Annotated in this window: 11 protein-coding genes and 1 pseudogene; 10 read left to right on the forward strand and 2 right to left on the reverse strand. The window is 62.0% G+C overall.

Going from position 1 to position 16,342, the window contains the following annotated elements:
• Positions 1-175 precede the first annotated feature (175 nt).
• The 9 genes and pseudogenes from ACQKPS_RS05795 (at position 176) to ACQKPS_RS05835 (ending at position 11,851) form a co-directional block, all read left to right on the forward strand.
• Positions 176-2,512: a TonB-dependent receptor gene (locus ACQKPS_RS05795; protein WP_427603126.1), complete on the forward strand. Its 2,337-nt coding sequence runs from the start codon at positions 176-178 to the stop codon at positions 2,510-2,512.
• A gap of 18 nt (positions 2,513-2,530) precedes the next feature.
• Complete coding sequence (locus tag ACQKPS_RS05800) at positions 2,531-4,207, forward strand: aryl-sulfate sulfotransferase (protein WP_427603127.1); 1,677 nt, start codon at positions 2,531-2,533, stop codon at positions 4,205-4,207.
• Positions 4,208-4,484: 277 nt separating this feature from the next.
• Complete coding sequence (gene gabD, locus ACQKPS_RS05805) at positions 4,485-5,927, forward strand: NADP-dependent succinate-semialdehyde dehydrogenase (protein ID WP_054887247.1); 1,443 nt, start codon at positions 4,485-4,487, stop codon at positions 5,925-5,927.
• Positions 5,928-6,107: 180 nt separating this feature from the next.
• A complete protein-coding gene (gene gabT, locus ACQKPS_RS05810; RefSeq protein WP_110637883.1) occupies positions 6,108-7,385 on the forward strand; it encodes a 4-aminobutyrate--2-oxoglutarate transaminase in 1,278 nt (425 codons plus the stop codon).
• Between the two features lie 138 nt (positions 7,386-7,523).
• Positions 7,524-8,783, forward strand: a complete 1,260-nt coding sequence (locus ACQKPS_RS05815; RefSeq protein ID WP_254482229.1) for a response regulator — start codon at positions 7,524-7,526, stop codon at positions 8,781-8,783.
• A gap of 193 nt (positions 8,784-8,976) precedes the next feature.
• Positions 8,977-10,830 (forward strand): annotated as a pseudogene (locus ACQKPS_RS05820) (DNA/RNA non-specific endonuclease); the annotation flags it as partial.
• A complete protein-coding gene (locus tag ACQKPS_RS05825; RefSeq protein WP_254482214.1) occupies positions 10,827-11,159 on the forward strand; it encodes an antitoxin YezG family protein in 333 nt (110 codons plus the stop codon). The pseudogene ACQKPS_RS05820 and the gene ACQKPS_RS05825, both read left to right, overlap by 4 nt.
• A 79-nt stretch (positions 11,160-11,238) precedes the next feature.
• Complete coding sequence (locus ACQKPS_RS05830) at positions 11,239-11,712, forward strand: GAD-like domain-containing protein (RefSeq protein WP_254482212.1); 474 nt, start codon at positions 11,239-11,241, stop codon at positions 11,710-11,712.
• 28 nt (positions 11,713-11,740) lie between these two features.
• Positions 11,741-11,851 (forward strand): T6SS immunity protein Tdi1 domain-containing protein, encoded by a 111-nt coding sequence (locus ACQKPS_RS05835; RefSeq protein WP_254482210.1) that lies wholly within the window; start codon positions 11,741-11,743, stop codon positions 11,849-11,851.
• A gap of 122 nt (positions 11,852-11,973) precedes the next feature.
• Here ACQKPS_RS05835 and ACQKPS_RS05840 read toward each other — a convergent pair whose 3' ends face one another.
• Entirely contained in the window at positions 11,974-12,960 is a 987-nt protein-coding gene (locus ACQKPS_RS05840; RefSeq protein WP_254485634.1) for a GGDEF domain-containing protein, read from the reverse strand.
• 141 nt (positions 12,961-13,101) lie between these two features.
• Positions 13,102-14,286, reverse strand: a complete 1,185-nt coding sequence (desA, locus tag ACQKPS_RS05845) for a delta-9 fatty acid desaturase DesA (RefSeq protein WP_254482198.1) — start codon at positions 14,284-14,286, stop codon at positions 13,102-13,104.
• Positions 14,287-14,434: 148 nt separating this feature from the next.
• On the opposite strand from desA, the gene dibA reads away from it, so the two are divergent.
• The gene (gene dibA, locus ACQKPS_RS05850) at positions 14,435-16,330 is read left to right on the forward strand and encodes a phosphodiesterase DibA (protein ID WP_254482196.1); all 1,896 of its coding nucleotides are present in this window, start codon (positions 14,435-14,437) and stop codon (positions 16,328-16,330) included.
• Positions 16,331-16,342 lie beyond the last annotated feature (12 nt).

Raw genomic sequence — 16,342 nt, forward strand, 5'->3', positions numbered from 1 at the left:
CGGTCGAATGCAATTGATGAAGAGGGTCAGCACCCTTATAAAGGGAGTCACTTATTCCACAAAATATGATTTACAAATATTTATATCTCTTAAAAGAATATAAGCCCAACTGACCGCGATTCGGTTCCGCCAACGGAAATGCTCGCCCAGGGCCGCAGCCTCAAGGAGCATTTGCATGTCCGGACTTTCCCGTTGGCCTGCGCGCGCGTCGCGCTTCACCTTGCAACCCTTGGCCGCCGGCGTGTTGCTGGCAGCATCCAACGGCAGCTTTGCCGAAGAACCCGTCAGCAGCACGCCGGCCGTGGAGCAGGAAGCCAAGCTTGGCACCGTCACGGTCAATGCCCGCCGCCGCGAGGAAACCGCGCAGAGCGTGCCTACGCCCATCAGCGTGCTCAGCAGCGAAACCCTGGAAACCCAGCGCATCTACCGTGTGCAGGATCTGCAACAGCTGGTGCCCAGTACCAACGTCGCCTATGTGCATGCTCGCCAGTCGAGCATCTCGATTCGTGGCCTGGGCAACAACCCGGCCAGCGATGGCCTGGAAGGCAGCGTTGGTATCTATCTGGACAACGTCTACCTCGGCCGCCCGGGCATGGCGGTGTTCGACCTGCTCGATGTCGAGCAGCTGGAAGTCCTGCGCGGCCCGCAGGGCACGCTGTTCGGCAAGAACACCACGGCGGGGGTGCTGAACATCACCACCCGCAAACCGACCTTCCACTCGGAAGGCAGCATCCAGCAATCGATTGGCGAGGACGGCTACCTGCAGACCCAGGGCAGTTACTCCGGGCCGATCACCGAGACGCTGGCCGGGCGCATCAGTGCCTACCACACCGAAGACGATGGCTATGTGAAGAACATCCACAACGGCGACGACCTCAACGGTGGCAAACGCCAGGGCTTTCGTACCCAGTTGCTGTTCAAGCCGAGCGAAACCTTCAACCTGCGCTGGATCGGTGAGTACAACGAAGAAGATTCCAACAACGGCATCCTCAGCCTGTACAGCACCGGGCCGACCATCAATGGCGTCAACCGCTACGAAAGCCTGGCCGCCCAGGCAGGCGCGACGCTGGTATCGGGCAAGGACCGCAAGGTCAACTTCGACTCCGACCAACAAGTGACGGTGTTCCAGGGCGGTACCTCGGTCGAGGCCAACTGGACCCTGCCCAACGATTTCACCCTGACATCGATCAGCGCCTACCGCTGGTGGGACTTCACCCCGCGTAATGACGACGGCCTCGATGTGCCGGTGTTCTACAGCGCCGGGGTGTCGGTACGCGACAAGCAGTACTCCCAGGAAATCCGCCTGGCGTCGCCCACCGGTGGCGTCTTCGACTATGTGCTCGGCGCGTACTACTTCAAGCAGGACCTGGACAACAAGTCCTTCACCTATTACGGCCCTCAGGCGGACATCTGGAACATCACCCCGGCCGGCGCGCTGGCCAACGTCAATACCATCGGCAATGGGCATATCGATACCGACAGCTACGCGCTGTTCGCCCAGGGCACCTGGCACCTTACCGATCGCCTGGACTTCACCGCCGGCATTCGCGGCACCTACGAGGAAAAGAGCGCCTGGGTCACCCGCGATGCGCCAACCGGTGGTGCTGCCGTAACCGGTGCGGCCGCCGCTGCGCGCCAGGGCAGGGTGGGGGCGTACGATTCGGGCGACCTCAGCCAGTACAGCTTCAGCCCTTCCGGGCTGCTGGGGCTGAGCTACCGCTTCAACGAGCAATTGCTCGGCTACGCCACCCTGACCCACGGCGAGAAGTCTGGTGGCGTCAACCTCACCGTCGGCGCCGCGCCACGCCTGGGCACCGATTCGCTGCTGGTCGGCACCGAGCGGGCCAACAACGCCGAGTTGGGCCTCAAGAGCACGCTGTTCGATAACCGCCTGCAGCTCAACACCAACCTGTTCTGGACCGAGGTGCATGGCTACCAGGCCAACGTCTACGACCAGATCAACCGCGTGCAGTACCTGGCCAACGCAGGCAGCGTGCGCTCGCGAGGCCTGGAATTCGAAGCCACGGCGTTGCCGATCAAAGGCCTGACGGTGAACTTCAACGGTTCGTGGAACGACGTGCGCTACCTCAAGTACGACGACGCACCGTGCCCGCCGGAAGTGAGCCTGGCCAATGCCACGGCCACCTGCGACCTGTCCGGCCATCAAGTGGTTGGCGCTTCCAAGTACATCGCCAACCTCAACGGCGAATACAAGTGGCAGGCCAGCCAGCATGTCGAGCCGTACGTCACTGCCAGCTATGCGTTCCGCTCGCGGGCGGTGGGCACCATCGACGATTCCGACTTTGGCCAGATCCCCAGCTATGCGCTGGTCAACCTCTCCGCCGGTGTGCGCCTGGACCAGGGCGACGGCGTGGTAGACCTGTCGCTGTGGGTGAAGAACGCCGGCGACAAGACCTATTTCACCAGCCTGTGGAACTCCGCCAACGGCGGGTATGCCGGCGTGCTCGGTACCCCGCGCACCTTCGGCGCCACTGCCCGTTACGACTTCTGAGTAAAAAGGAGCTTTGCCATGAACGCCAAGACTGAAACCCCAGCACTGCCCGAAGGCGCCTGCCTCACTGCCAAGGTCCCCGAGCGCACCGACGCGCTGCTCGGCGATGTGGTGGTCAACCCGTACCGCCTGGCGCCGCTGACCGCGATCATCCGCGACGGTGGGCGCAGCCTGAGCGCCGCCCATGTACGGGTGCGCGGCAAGGGCGAGCGCGGTGTGGACATTGCCTACGAGGTATCCGAGCGCTCGCTGTGGACCTATGGCGGCATCCCGGTATTCGGCCTGTACCCGGACCACGTCAACCAGGTGGAAGTGACCTACAAGCTCGACGGCGAGCGCATCCGCGAGCAGTACCAGATCTACGCACCGGCCGTGCGCCTGCCGGTGGTCGCGAAGCAGACGGCGGCGTTGCCGGAAGTGGAACCGGTCAAGGTGGCGCCAGGTTTCGAGCAGCGCCTGTACCTGTTCAACCACTTGCAAGGCGACATCCCCGGTGGCCGTGCCTTCAAGTGGAACGGCCTGGGCGGCGCCGCGGAATGGGACCAGGTCGGCAACAACTGGATCTCCGACAGCAACGGTGACGTGCGCTGGTACCTGGACATTGAGCAGATCCACGACTCCAACCGCCGCGACGGCCTGGGCGGGACCATGGGCTTCCAGCAGACCCGCGACGGCAAGCTGATCTGGGGGCAAGGCCAGACTTACTCCAAGTTCGACCTGCTGGGCCGGCGTATCTGGCAGCGCAACCTGCCGGACAAGTTCGCCGACTTCTCCCACGAGATCCGCGAGACGGCCAACGGTACCTACCTGCTGCGGGTCGGCACCAGCGATTACCGTCGCCCGGACGGCAAGCGGGTGCGTTCGATCCGAGACCACATCATCGAGGTCAACGAGGCCGGCGACGTGCTGGACTTCTGGGACCTGAACCAGATCCTCGACCCCTATCGCGGCGACTTGCTGGAAACCCTGGGCAAGGCGGCGATCCAGTTGCCGGAAGGTGTGCACAAGCAGGATGACCGCCTGGCCAACGAACTGGCCGAAGGCGACTTGCCGTTCGGTGATACCCCAGGGGTGGGCACCGGGCGCAACTGGGCCCATGTCAATGCCATCGACTACGACGCCGATGCCGACAGCATCATCGTTTCAGCTCGCCATCAGGGTGTGGTGAAGATCGGCCGTGACAAGCAGGTGAAGTGGATTCTCGCTTCCCCCCAAGGTTGGCCGCAGCGCCTGCGCGAGAAGGTACTGACGCCCGTCGAGAGCGAAGGCTTCGACTGGTCCTGGACCCAGCACACCGCCTGGCTTACCGGCAAAGGCACGCTGACCGTGTTCGACAACGGCTGGGGGCGCGACTTTGCACCCACCAAGCTCAGCGGTAACTACAGCCGGGCGGTGGAGTACAGGATCGATGAAGCCAAGGGCACGGTCGAGCAGGTGTGGGAATACGGCAAGGAGCGTGGCGACGAGTGGTACAGCCCGGTGACTTCGGTGGTGGCCTATCGGCCAGAGACCGATACCCAGTTCATCTATTCGGCTTCGGTCAACTTCCTCACGCCCGAGAAGCTGACCACCACGGTGCTCAACGAGGTACGCCGTGGGACCCAGGAGGTGCTGGTGGAGCTCAAGGTGCACAGCCGCCAGCCGGGGTCCGTTGGTTACCGGGCGCTGGTGATCGACCTGGCCAAGGCGTTCTGATTCATTCCCTTCGGGAGGGCCGTCGGTCCTCCCATCACATTTCCTTCAGCCCATTCGTCTAACCTGTACCGGCCCTTTCGCGGGCACGCCCGCGAACAGGCCAGTTGCCTCCGTGCAGAATCATGAAATTTTGCCGGGGTGTTCAACCATTCGTTCTTTTTTTCGAACAGCCTATTGTCCAACACCCCAGCACCCGCTTAGGATTCGTTTGAGATTTCAAACGCTCGATGCCCTGCCTTGGGCGCTTTTCACACAATCAACAATTCGGGAAGCCGACATGCAGCTCAAAGACGCTCAGTTGTTCCGCCAGCAAGCCTTCATCAACGGTGAGTGGCTGGATGCGGACAGCGGCCAGACCATCAATGTGACCAACCCGGCCACTGGTGAAGTCATCGGTACCGTGCCGAAGATGGGCACCGCGGAAACCCGCCGCGCCATCGAAGCCGCCGACAAGGCCCTGCCGGCCTGGCGTGCACTGACCGCCAAGGAGCGTTCGGCCAAGCTGCGTCGCTGGTTCGAACTGATGATCGAGAACCAGGACGACCTGGCTCGCCTGATGACCACCGAACAAGGCAAGCCGCTGGCCGAAGCCAAGGGCGAAATCGCCTACGCTGCCTCGTTCATCGAGTGGTTCGCCGAAGAAGCCAAGCGCGTCTACGGTGACACCATCCCGGGCCACCAGCCAGACAAGCGCCTGATCGTCATCAAGCAGCCGATCGGCGTTACCGCGGCCATCACCCCGTGGAACTTCCCGGCCGCCATGATCACCCGTAAAGCCGGCCCGGCCCTGGCCGCTGGCTGCACCATGGTGCTCAAGCCTGCTTCGCAGACCCCGTACTCCGCCCTGGCCCTGGTCGAGCTGGCCAACCGTGCCGGCATCCCGGCTGGCGTGCTGAGCGTCGTTACCGGCAGCGCTGGCGAAGTCGGCGGCGAGCTGACCGGCAACTCCCTGGTACGCAAGCTGTCCTTCACCGGCTCGACCGAAATCGGTCGCCAGCTGATGGAAGAATGCGCCAAGGACATCAAGAAGGTTTCCCTGGAGCTGGGCGGCAACGCTCCGTTCATCGTGTTCGACGACGCCGACCTGGACAAGGCGGTCGAGGGCGCGATCATCTCCAAGTACCGCAACAACGGCCAGACCTGCGTCTGCGCCAACCGTATCTACGTGCAGGATGGCGTCTACGACGCGTTCGCCCAGAAGCTGGCCGCTGCTGTCGCCAAGCTGAAGATCGGTAACGGCCTGGAAGAAGGCACCACCACTGGCCCGCTGATCGACGGCAAGGCTGTCGCCAAGGTCCAGGAACACATCGAAGACGCCGTAGGCAAAGGCGCCAAGGTGCTGTCCGGTGGCAAGCTGATCGAAGGCAACTTCTTCGAGCCGACCATTCTGGTCGACGTGCCGAACACCGCTGCTGTCGCCAAGGAAGAGACCTTCGGCCCACTGGCGCCGCTGTTCCGCTTCAAAGACGAAGCCGAAGTGATCGCCATGTCCAACGACACCGAGTTCGGCCTGGCCTCGTACTTCTACGCCCGTGACATGAGCCGCGTGTTCCGTGTCGCCGAGGCCCTGGAATACGGCATGGTCGGTATCAACACCGGCCTGATCTCCAACGAAGTCGCGCCATTCGGCGGCATCAAGGCTTCGGGCCTGGGCCGCGAAGGTTCCAAATACGGTATCGAGGACTACCTCGAAATCAAATACCTGTGCATCAGCGTCTGATCGCCCGGTAGAAGGTTTTACCTCTGCCAGCGGGGCGCGAGAGCGACGTCTCGCTGGCCTTTTTGACATCGCAGTACCTGGTGGGCAGGGCGTTTACGGCAGTCGATCAACGAATACTGTTCGCGAACACACCCGGCCACCCCCGAATAAAAGCGCTGCTATCGGCGCAATGAGGGCTTTATGAGCAAGACCAACGAATCCTTGATGCAACGTCGTGTAGCCGCCGTCCCACGTGGCGTCGGCCAGATCCACCCGATCTTCGTGGAATCCGCGAAGAACTCGACGGTGATCGACGTTGAAGGCCGCGAACTGATCGACTTCGCCGGCGGCATCGCAGTACTGAACACCGGCCACCTCCACCCGAAAGTGGTTGCCGCTGTGCAAGAGCAGCTGACCAAGGTCAGCCACACCTGCTTCCAGGTGCTGGCCTACGAGCCTTACGTCGAGCTGTGCGAAAAGATCAACAAGCTGGTGCCAGGCGACTTCGACAAGAAGACCCTGCTGGTTTCCACTGGCTCCGAAGCCGTTGAAAACGCCGTCAAGATCGCCCGTGCTGCCACTGGCCGCGCTGGTGTGATCGCCTTCACCGGCGGCTACCACGGCCGTACCATGATGACCCTGGGCCTGACCGGCAAGGTCGTGCCGTACTCCGCTGGCATGGGCCTGATGCCAGGCGGCATCTTCCGCGCCCTGTTCCCGAGCGAACTGCACGGTGTCAGCGTTGACGACGCCATTGCTTCGGTCGAGCGCATCTTCAAGAACGATGCCGAGCCGCGCGACATCGCCGCGATCATCCTCGAGCCAGTCCAAGGCGAAGGCGGCTTCCTGCCAGCGCCGAAAGAGCTGATGAAGCGCCTGCGCGAGCTGTGCGACAAGCACGGCATCCTGCTGATCGCCGACGAAGTACAGACCGGCGCTGGCCGTACCGGCACCTTCTTCGCCATGGAACAGATGGGCGTCGCGCCTGACCTGACCACCTTCGCCAAGTCCATCGCTGGCGGCTTCCCGCTGGCCGGTGTGTGCGGCAAGGCCGAAATCATGGACGCCATCGCTCCGGGCGGCCTGGGCGGCACCTACGCCGGTTCGCCGATTGCCTGCGCCGCGGCCCTGGCCGTTATCCAGGTGTTCGAGGAAGAGAAACTGCTGGACCGCAGCAAGGCTGTTGGTGAGCGCCTGACCGCTGGCCTGCGCCAGATCCAGGAGAAGCACCCGATCATCGGCGACGTCCGCGGTCTGGGTTCGATGATCGCTGTGGAAGTCTTCGAAAAAGGCACCCACACCCCGAACGCTGCTGCGGTTGCCCAGGTTGTAGCCAAGGCGCGTGACAAGGGTCTGATCCTGCTGTCCTGCGGCACCTACGGCAACGTCCTGCGTATCCTGGTTCCGCTGACCGCCGAAGACGCGCTGCTGGACAAAGGCCTGGCCATCATCGAAGAGTGCTTCGCTGAACTCGCCTGATGTGATGCGCTTCATGAAAAAACCCGCCTAGGCGGGTTTTTTTTGTGCCCAGAAAAGCCGGGTCAGGCTATGGTGGTGGAAGGGATTCGCCTTGGAAGCTGCGAAGGACTGTGTGTCAGGGATATTCAGGAGTTGGCCATGAGTGCTGCAGACCCCACCCCACCTTGCGTATTGATCGCCGAGGGCGATCCTTGGGTACGGGATATGCTGAGCGAAATGCTGCTCAGCGTGCGTTGTGATGCCCGCTTGCAGGTCTGCGCCGACGGCTCGCAAGCGCTGACGGCGCTGGCCAGCAAACCTGACCTGATCATCGCAGCCCGTGAGTTGGCAGGCTGCGATGGCCTCGATCTGCTGCGCAACGTGCGCGCCAAAGGTCCCGAGCTGCCTTTCATTCTCATGAGCAACCGCAGCGATAGCGCCAGTGTGCGCGAAGCGCTACCGCTGCACCCCACGGCTTACCTGAGCAAGCCGCTGAACCTGGACAAGCTGCGTAAAAGCCTGGAAGAGTTGCTGCTGGCCGTAGGCGAGCGGATCACCTGCCCGGTGCCGCCGTTGCAGCCTGGCGCCAACCTGTCGGCCTACCTTGAACAACGCCGCGCCACCGCCGATGGCGGGCCGCTGTTCACCGATGTGCAGGTAGCGATCAAGCGTGCGCTCAACCCGCAGGGCCTGAACCTCAAGGTGCTCGAAGAGGAAGTGCGCGACGACCCGCAGATCACGGCAGTGCTCATCGCCGCCGCCAACAGTGCCAGCCTGCACCGTGACGCACCGGTGCAGACGCTGATGCAGGCGCTGAACAAGCTCGGCAGCACCCAGAGCATGAACCTCATTCTCGGCCTCACCCTCAAGCGCAGTGCGCGGCTGAGCGACCCGCTGCTGACCCAACATGCCACGCATTACTGGAACCTGTCGCTGCACACGGCCGAATACGCCCGCACGCTGGCGCGTATGCTCGAACTGGATCAGGAGCGCTGCTATTGCGCCGGCCTGCTGCATTGCCTGGGCGACCTGGCGGTGCTGCGTTGCCTGCAGGAGTGGCGCCTGGCCGGCGGCGAGCTGGACGAAGACCGGGTGCAGCTGTCGCTCAATGAGTTCGGCGCAGCGTTCGGCTCGGCGCTGCGTACCCGCTGGCGCTTGCCGCTGAGCCTGCGTGAGCTGATCGCGGCGATCTACCAGCTGGGTGGCGGGGTGTATTCGCGGGAAATCCTGGCCCTGAACCTGGCCGGGCAACTGGCGCGCCTGCCGGCGGATCAGGGGCTGGAGAAGATTGCCAACAGCAAGACGGCGCGTTTGCTGAAGGTGTCCCTGCCCGAACTGAGCCGCTTGCGCAAGGTGGAGAACCCTGAACCAAAGGCCGAGCCAGCACCGCAGCCCGCGCCCGACACCCCCGAACCTTGAGGGCGAATGCAACCGCCGCAGCCACCACCCGACAACGGGTTAAGATCCGGCAATCGCGACAAAACACGACGTTCTCTGTGGGATTTCCATTGCAATTAGCGATATTCCACTAATTTTCGTCGCCTCAACTGCAACTTTTCCTGTCGCGGCACGTCACATCGCGCGATCAGTGCATTCGCACTGACCGGCCCACAAGCTCAACCGCGATGTCTCCAGCGACCGCGACAGCAGCAACGCGCTCAAGCCGATCTTCGACGAAGAGCAGATCCGCGCCGGGTTCGAGATCGTCAATGCCTTTGCCAACGAGGCCGGCACGTTGCTGGCGAACAAGGCCAAGGAGGTCGATGCCAAGCGCAAGGCGGCCGACGAGGCAGACGCGAAAGCCAAGACAACTGCCGATTACGAGGCCGCCCAGGCGCTGCGCGATGAAGCTCAGCGTCTACGCGGCCAAGCCGATGGTATCGCCGGCAACTGGGGCTCGGGTGGCACCTACCGGCAGATCACCACGGCCCTGGTGGCGGCCGCCAGCGGCAATATCAGCGCGGGTAACGGCGCCTTCCTGCAGGGCCTGGTGGTCAACTATGTGCAGCAGCAAGGCGCGGGCTACATCGGCGATCTGGTGGCCAACGGCACGCTCGATGAAGGCTCGCCGCTGCATGCCGCCCTCCACGGCATCGTCGCCTGCGCCGGCGCTGCGGCCAGCAGCCAGAGCTGTGGCAGCGGGGCCGCAGGTGCAGCCGCGTCGAGCTTGCTGACCGGGCTGTTCTCCGAGGCCAGCCCGACCGAGAGCGAAAGCCAGCGAGAGGCCAAGCGCAACCTGATCGTCAGCCTGGTTACCGGCCTTGCGGCCACCACCGGGCTGGACGCCGCGACCGCGACCGGGGCGGCTGCGGGGGCTGTGGATAACAACTGGTTGGCCACGCAGCAGTTTGTGCAGGCGAAGAAGGAGGTAGAAGAAGCTGACGGCGTACTTGCCAAGATGCAGGTGATAGCCAAGTGGGGGTTCATCAGCAAAAGGCAGGACTTGCTGACCCAGACAGGCATTGGTGCAGGGCTTGTGGAGTCTGGTTTCGATGATGTCCAAGGGTTCGTCCAGTTGTTCCTTCACCCTGTAGACACTGTCAAAGCTATCGGCAAGTTGATCGACGATCCGCAAGTGCTCGCAGGGTATCCGGCTGAAGTACGCCAGCAGCTTCAGGAAAAGCTTGCCAGGATCGAAACGGCGCTCATCGAAGGTGGAGACGATAACGCCATGCAACTGGGACGTGACCTTGGTGAGCTTGTATGGGACGTCGGTGGGCTGGTTACAGGCGTAGGAGGAGTCGCTAAAGGCGGTGTCAAGTTGGCCAAGGCAGGTGTGAAACTTGGCACTGACAAGCTTGAACAGATGGCCGAAAGGCAAACGCTGAAGAACCTGGAATGGGCCGCCAAGGACGGTCCATATAGCGCCAGTCAACCTGCCGGATACGGTTCTCAGACTGTCACGCTCAACGGCCAGACGGTGAAGAACCCAGGTGACTTCTCATCGATGCTGCCTGAGTCTGCAGTTAAACCGCCGCTGCGCGTTGTTGAGATGGAGTCGGGGAGTAAGGGTGATTGGGCCAAGGGGCTGAACAAGCCTGAGCCGAATACCGTGTACAAGGTGGACGGGGACAAGGTTTATCGCACTGATGAACTGGGCCGAGTGGACAAGGTGGAGTCCACCCTCACACTCAACACCAAGGACCGCAACAAATATCAGCAATGCAAGGCAGGCAAATGTGGAGTCGAGGGCGATGAAGGTGGGCACCTCATCGCAAGTATTTTCAACGGCCCAGGCGAAAGCCTCAACATTTTGCCCATGAATGGCAATCTGAACAAAGGCGCTTGGAAGGTGATGGAGAATGAATGGGCCAGTGCGTTGAAGAAAGGTGATTCTGTGAGTGTTAAAATCGAGCCCAACTACACAGGCTCGTCCGTGAGGCCCGACAGCTTCACGGTGGACTATCAGATAGGGCGAGGGCGCCCCGTTCAGGAAATCTTCATCAATGCTCCGGGGGGCATATGACTAGTGACAACGAAATCTATCAAAGCATAGGCGAAATTTTGCTGGCCATTGCACCGGAGCATGCGACGGTCGTGTATCTGGATGCACAGGTGTCTCCTGAAGGGGACCATGGGAAGATGCTGTTCGACTACGACATCGAAGGTGGCGACACGCAGTGGTTCACGCCTGAAAGTGGGCGTGTCAGCAGAGACCTTCTACTGCAGTTGGTAAAGCTCAGAGCGTTTTTTGCGCAGAACAATTTGTTCGAGCAAGGCAAGCCTTGGAGAGGGTGCCGGATCAAGCTGGATCTACGGACGGCTAAATTCAGTGCTGACTTCAGATATGACTGAGGTGTATGGCCAGTTGCTGGTGTGGTAAATGCTTGAAGGATGTGAGTGTAAAGCTGGAGCGGCTCAGAGGAAGAGCAACGTGAGAGACGAGTTTTTTCAGCAATTTATCGAGGTTTTCGGAGAGGCGTGTACACGTAAAGCCGCTCCACATTCACGTGTCGAAAAATATCGCTCTAAACTGCCCGAAGCGCTTTTGAGGTATTGGCAGGAAGAGGGCTGGGCCTCTTACGCCCATGGTCTTTTCTGGACCGTGGACCCGGACGCTTACAAAGAAGCGCTCGACAGGATGCTCCAAGGCACTGAGTTTGCTGAGACTGATAACTATCACGTGATCGCCAGGAGTGCGTTTGGTTCTTTGTATGCGTGGGGCGAACGCTATCAGCGCACTATCACTGTCTCCAGTTTGGCGGGCGGAGTCGTCGCGCTAAAAAATCAGTTGAGAAAACGTGATCCGAACCCTGACACGGCTGTGGGTGTTCTGTTCGGTACGGCCATTCCTCAGTATTTCGATTTCAAGGACCGTGCGGGAGTGCCCTTGTTCAGCGGGCATTGAGCAAGCTTGGGGCAATCAACAAAACCAAATGTACGCTTTTGAGCCAGCATTGTGCATTGGCGGACGTGCCGATCTTGAGCATTTGGTGAAGGTCGACATGGATGTCCACTTGATGATTCTGGACCAGCTCCGGCGTTGATGGGGTAGGGCCTGTGGGATTGGGCGCTGCTTGCGCAGCGCATCGCGAGCCCGCTCCCACAGGGGCGAGCTAGATTTCAGAAATTGAGCAAGACAGTTGCTACCACATCTGCTTCGAGCCAATCACCCACGCACAATCCGGTTCTTACCCTGCCGCTTGGCCTGATACATCGCCGCATCAGCCCGCGCAAACAAGCTATCCAGCACCTCATCCTCATCCGTCAACCCGGTCAGCCCCTGGCTCACCGTCACGTTGTACGTCTCATCCCCATGGCTGAACCCCAGCCGCTGGATCTCACGCTGCAACCGCTCGGCAATCTGCTCCGCCACCTGGGCGTTGCAGCCCGGGAACACCGCGGCGAATTCTTCGCCACCAATCCGCCCGAACAGATCGCCCCGGCGTAGCACGGCCTTGCCGCTGTCGGCGATGCGCTGCAGCACCTGGTCGCCTTCCTGGTGGCCGTAGCTGTCGTTGATACGTTTGAAGTCATCAATGTCCAGTAGCAGGAAGGCCAGTGGCGTGCCGTCTTCACGGGCGCTGTCGAAGGCCTGTTGGGCGCACTCGAAGAAGTGCCGGCGGTTGCTGCTCTGGGTCAGTACATCGGTGGTGGCCAGGCGCTGCAGTTCGCCTTCGAGCTGCTTCTTTTCGGTGATGTCTTCGGCGATGCCGACGATGATCACCCGTTCGCCGTCGCCCTGCTGGTTGATGTAGCACTTGTCGCTGAGCCAGCGCACCTGGCCGCTGGCGTTGAGGATGCGGTACTCGCGGTCTTCCACTGCGCCTTTGAGCAGCACCTGGGCCAGGCTGCGCTCGGCGAACTCCAGGTCGTCGGGGTAGATGCTGTCGCGCCATTCGTTGTAGTCGGCCAGCACCAGGCTGGCCGGGCGACCGAAGATGCGCTCGTAGGCGGGGCTGACGTAGAGCACCTGGCGGGTTTCCCAGTCGAAGGCCCAGAGTACGGCGTTGACGCTGTCGAGCAGCGAGCTGTAGAGCTGTTCGCGCTCGCTCAGGCGGGCGACCTCGCCCTGGGCATGGAACAGGGCCAGCAAGGTTTGTGCAGCTTCGGGAGGCGGTGTACCTGAAAATGATGAGGGAGGGTTCTTGGCCATGAGCACGGAGCAGTTCTCATTGATGAGGCGCGCGGCCACTAACCGGCCCGCCACGCGGGCGATGTGCCGGGTTTGAGTGGATTTTCAGGAGGGAAGTTCCAGCAGGCACGCCCCGTTGCGGGGCGTGCCGATCAGCGGCTATCAGGCGCCGGTGGGGCGCAGGGAGTAGGTTTTGAGCTGTGCCGCGAAGTCGCGCAGGGCATGGATGCCGCTGGCCTCGGCCTCGTGTACCCAGTCCTTCATGGCTGCGAGCATATCGTGGCCGTTGGCACTGGTGCGAGCCCAGATCTGTTGCAGGGCCAGGCGTTTCTCGTAGATGGTTTTCAGTGCCTGGCTGTGGTCAAGCATGCGTTCGATGCGCACGTGGTGGCGGTCTTCCAGCAGGCTGGTTTCACGCGAGAGCAGGCGTTTGGCACGGCGGAAGCGGTGGCGCACCGAGGCATCGACCTTGGCCAGCTCCTGCTTGACCAGCGGGCCGATCACCAGCTTGCGGTACTGGGCCATGATCTGGAAACGGTTGTTGAGGATGGCCATGGCGGTGTCCATGTCCAGGCTGGCCTTGCCCTCGACGCGGTGGGCGATGGGTGCGACACGCTGCACCTTGGCCAGGCGCAGCAGGCAGAACAGGCGGATCCACGCCCAGCCCATGTCGAACTCCCAGCGCTTGACCGAAAGCTTGGCCGAGTTGGGGTAGGTGTGGTGGTTGTTGTGCAGTTCTTCGCCACCGATGACGATGCCCCACGGCACCAGGTTGGTGGCGGCGTCGCGGCATTCGAAGTTGCGGTAGCCCACCGCGTGGCCCAGGCCATTGACCACGCCGGCGGCCCAGAACGGAATCCACATCATCTGCACTGCCCAGATGGTGATGCCGATGGTGCCGAACAACAGCAGGTCGATGACCGCCATCAGCACGATGCCGCCGAGCTTGTAGCGCGAGTAGAGGTTGCGCTCGATCCAGTCCTCAGGGCAGTTCTTGCCGTAGACGCGCAAGGTTTCGGGGTTGCGTGCCTCTTCGCGGTAGAGTTCGGCGCCTTTGCGCAGTACCGTGCCCAGGCCCTTGTACACCGGGCTGTGCGGGTCGTCCGGGGTTTCGCACTTGGCGTGGTGCTTGCGGTGCACGGCCGTCCATTCGCGGGTGTTCTGCGCCGTGGTCAGCCACAGCCAGAAACGGAAGAAGTGCTTGAGCGCGCCGTTGAGCTCCAGGGCACGGTGGGCGGAGTAGCGATGCAGGTAGATGGTGACGCTGACGATGGTCACGTGGGTCATCAGCAGGGTAACGCCAACCAGTTGCCAGGCCGACAAGTCGAGCAGACCGTTGTACCACATAGGTGTAGAAGCCCTCGGGAATGCAGGGAGAAAGGTCTGATTATCCCTTGGCAGGGAAATAAAACCAGTCACGCTTTCAGATAGGAAGTCACGGCATGTTTCAGCCTTTATAATGCCCCATCCTTTTTTATGGGCTTTCCCCCCCGACATGTCTGTTTCCGTTCGCGACGCCTTGCGCATGGCCGCGCTGTATGTGGTGCTCTCGTTCCTCTGGCTGGTGCTGGCCGAGGTGGTCCTGCGCAGTATGTCTGACGACCCGCTGGCGTTGACCGTGGGCCGGCAGATCAACGTGGTGGTGTGGGTGCTGGTCAGTGCCCTGCTGATCTTTGTGTCCCGCGCCCGCCTGCTCAATTTCATCGGTATCGGCGCGCGCCTGCGCAGCGAGGACCGCGAACGTCTGCGCATGGCTGCGGCGGTATTCGACAGTACCCTGGAGGGTGTGCTGGTCACTGACCGCCAAGGCCTCATCGTGCACGTCAACCGCGCCTTCATGCGCATCACCGGCTACCAACAGGACGAAGTGCTGGGCCATCGCCCCAGCAAGTTCAAGTCGGGCCGCCACGGCGTTCCGTTCTATCAGCAGATCTATGCCGCCCTGGCCGAAAAGGGTGAGTGGAGCGGGGAGATCTGGAACCGCCGCAAAAGCGGTGAAATCTATCCGCAGTGGCAGACGATTTGCGCCATCCGTGACGACAGCGGCGAGCTGAGCCATTACGTGGCGGTGTTCAGCGACATCAGTGCGATCAAGCATTCCGAACAGGAACTGGCCTACCTGGCCCACCATGACCCGCTCACCGGGTTGCCCAACCGCCTGCTGTTCAACGACCGCGCCGAGCAGGCGCTGGCTGCGGCGCAGGCCAACAAGCGCGGCTGTGCCTTGCTGTTGCTCGACCTGGATCACTTTCAGAGCATCAACGACGGCCTTGGCCATACCATTGGCGACCAGTTGCTGAAGCTGGTTGGCGAGCGCCTGCGTGAGGCCGTTGGCAGCAACGTGACTCTGGCGCGCCTGGGCGGTGACGAGTTCGGTGTGCTGGCCGAGAACTGCCAGCAGGTTGGCCAGGCCGGCAAGCTGGCACAGGGCATTATCGAACGCATGCGTGAGCCCTTCGAATTCGACGATCACCGGCTGTTCATAAGTGCCAGCGTGGGCATCAGCCTGTTCCCCACCGACGCCCTGAGCGCCGAGCAGTTGTTGCGCAATGCCGATTCGGCGCTGTTCAAGGCCAAGGGTAATGGCCGCGCCTGCTATGCGCTGTATACCGAAGAGCTGACCGCCCACGCCCAGCACCGGGTGGAAACCGCAAGCGAGTTGCGCCGGGCGCTGGCCAATGATGAGCTGCGGGTGTTCTACCAACCGGTGCATGACCTGTTTACCGCACAGATGGTCGGTGTCGAGGCATTGGTCCGTTGGCAGCACCCGCAGCGTGGGTTGGTTCCGCCAAGCGATTTCATCCCCATCGCCGAACGCACCGGCCTGATTGCCGAGATCGATGCCTGGGTGTTGCGCGAAGCCTGCCGGCAGATGGTGCGGTGGCAGCAGGATGGGCGGACGTTGGCGTTCGTTGCCGTCAACATCTCCAGCCGCTTGTTCGGCCAGCGTGAGTTGTACCGGCAGGTGGCCGATGTACTGCATCAAACCGGGCTGGACCCGGCGTTACTGGAACTGGAAGTGACCGAGAGTGCGGTCATGGAAGACCCGGAAGTGGCGCTGGAGCAGTTGCACCGCCTGCGTGAGCTGGGGTTGAACCTGGCCATCGATGACTTCGGCACGGGGTATTCGTCGCTGCTGCGGCTCAAGCGCCTGCCGGTGCAGAAGCTGAAGATCGACCAAGGCTTCGTGGCCGGCTTGCCGCTGGATGATGACGACATCGCCATCGTCCGGGTGATCGTCGCACTGGCGCGGAGCATGGGCATGCAGGTGCATGCCGAGGGCATTGAACAGGCGGAGCAGGCGCGGTTTCTGCTTGAGCAGCAGTGCCAGCTGGGCCAGGGGTACTGGTTCGGGAGGCCGGTGCCGGCTGCGGATCTGCACTGGGGCTGAAAATGCGGGGGC

The sequence above is a fragment of the Pseudomonas sp. NPDC086566 genome (assembly GCF_050280885.1).
In the GTDB taxonomy this organism is placed as follows: Bacteria; Pseudomonadota; Gammaproteobacteria; order Pseudomonadales; family Pseudomonadaceae; genus Aquipseudomonas; species Aquipseudomonas vlassakiae.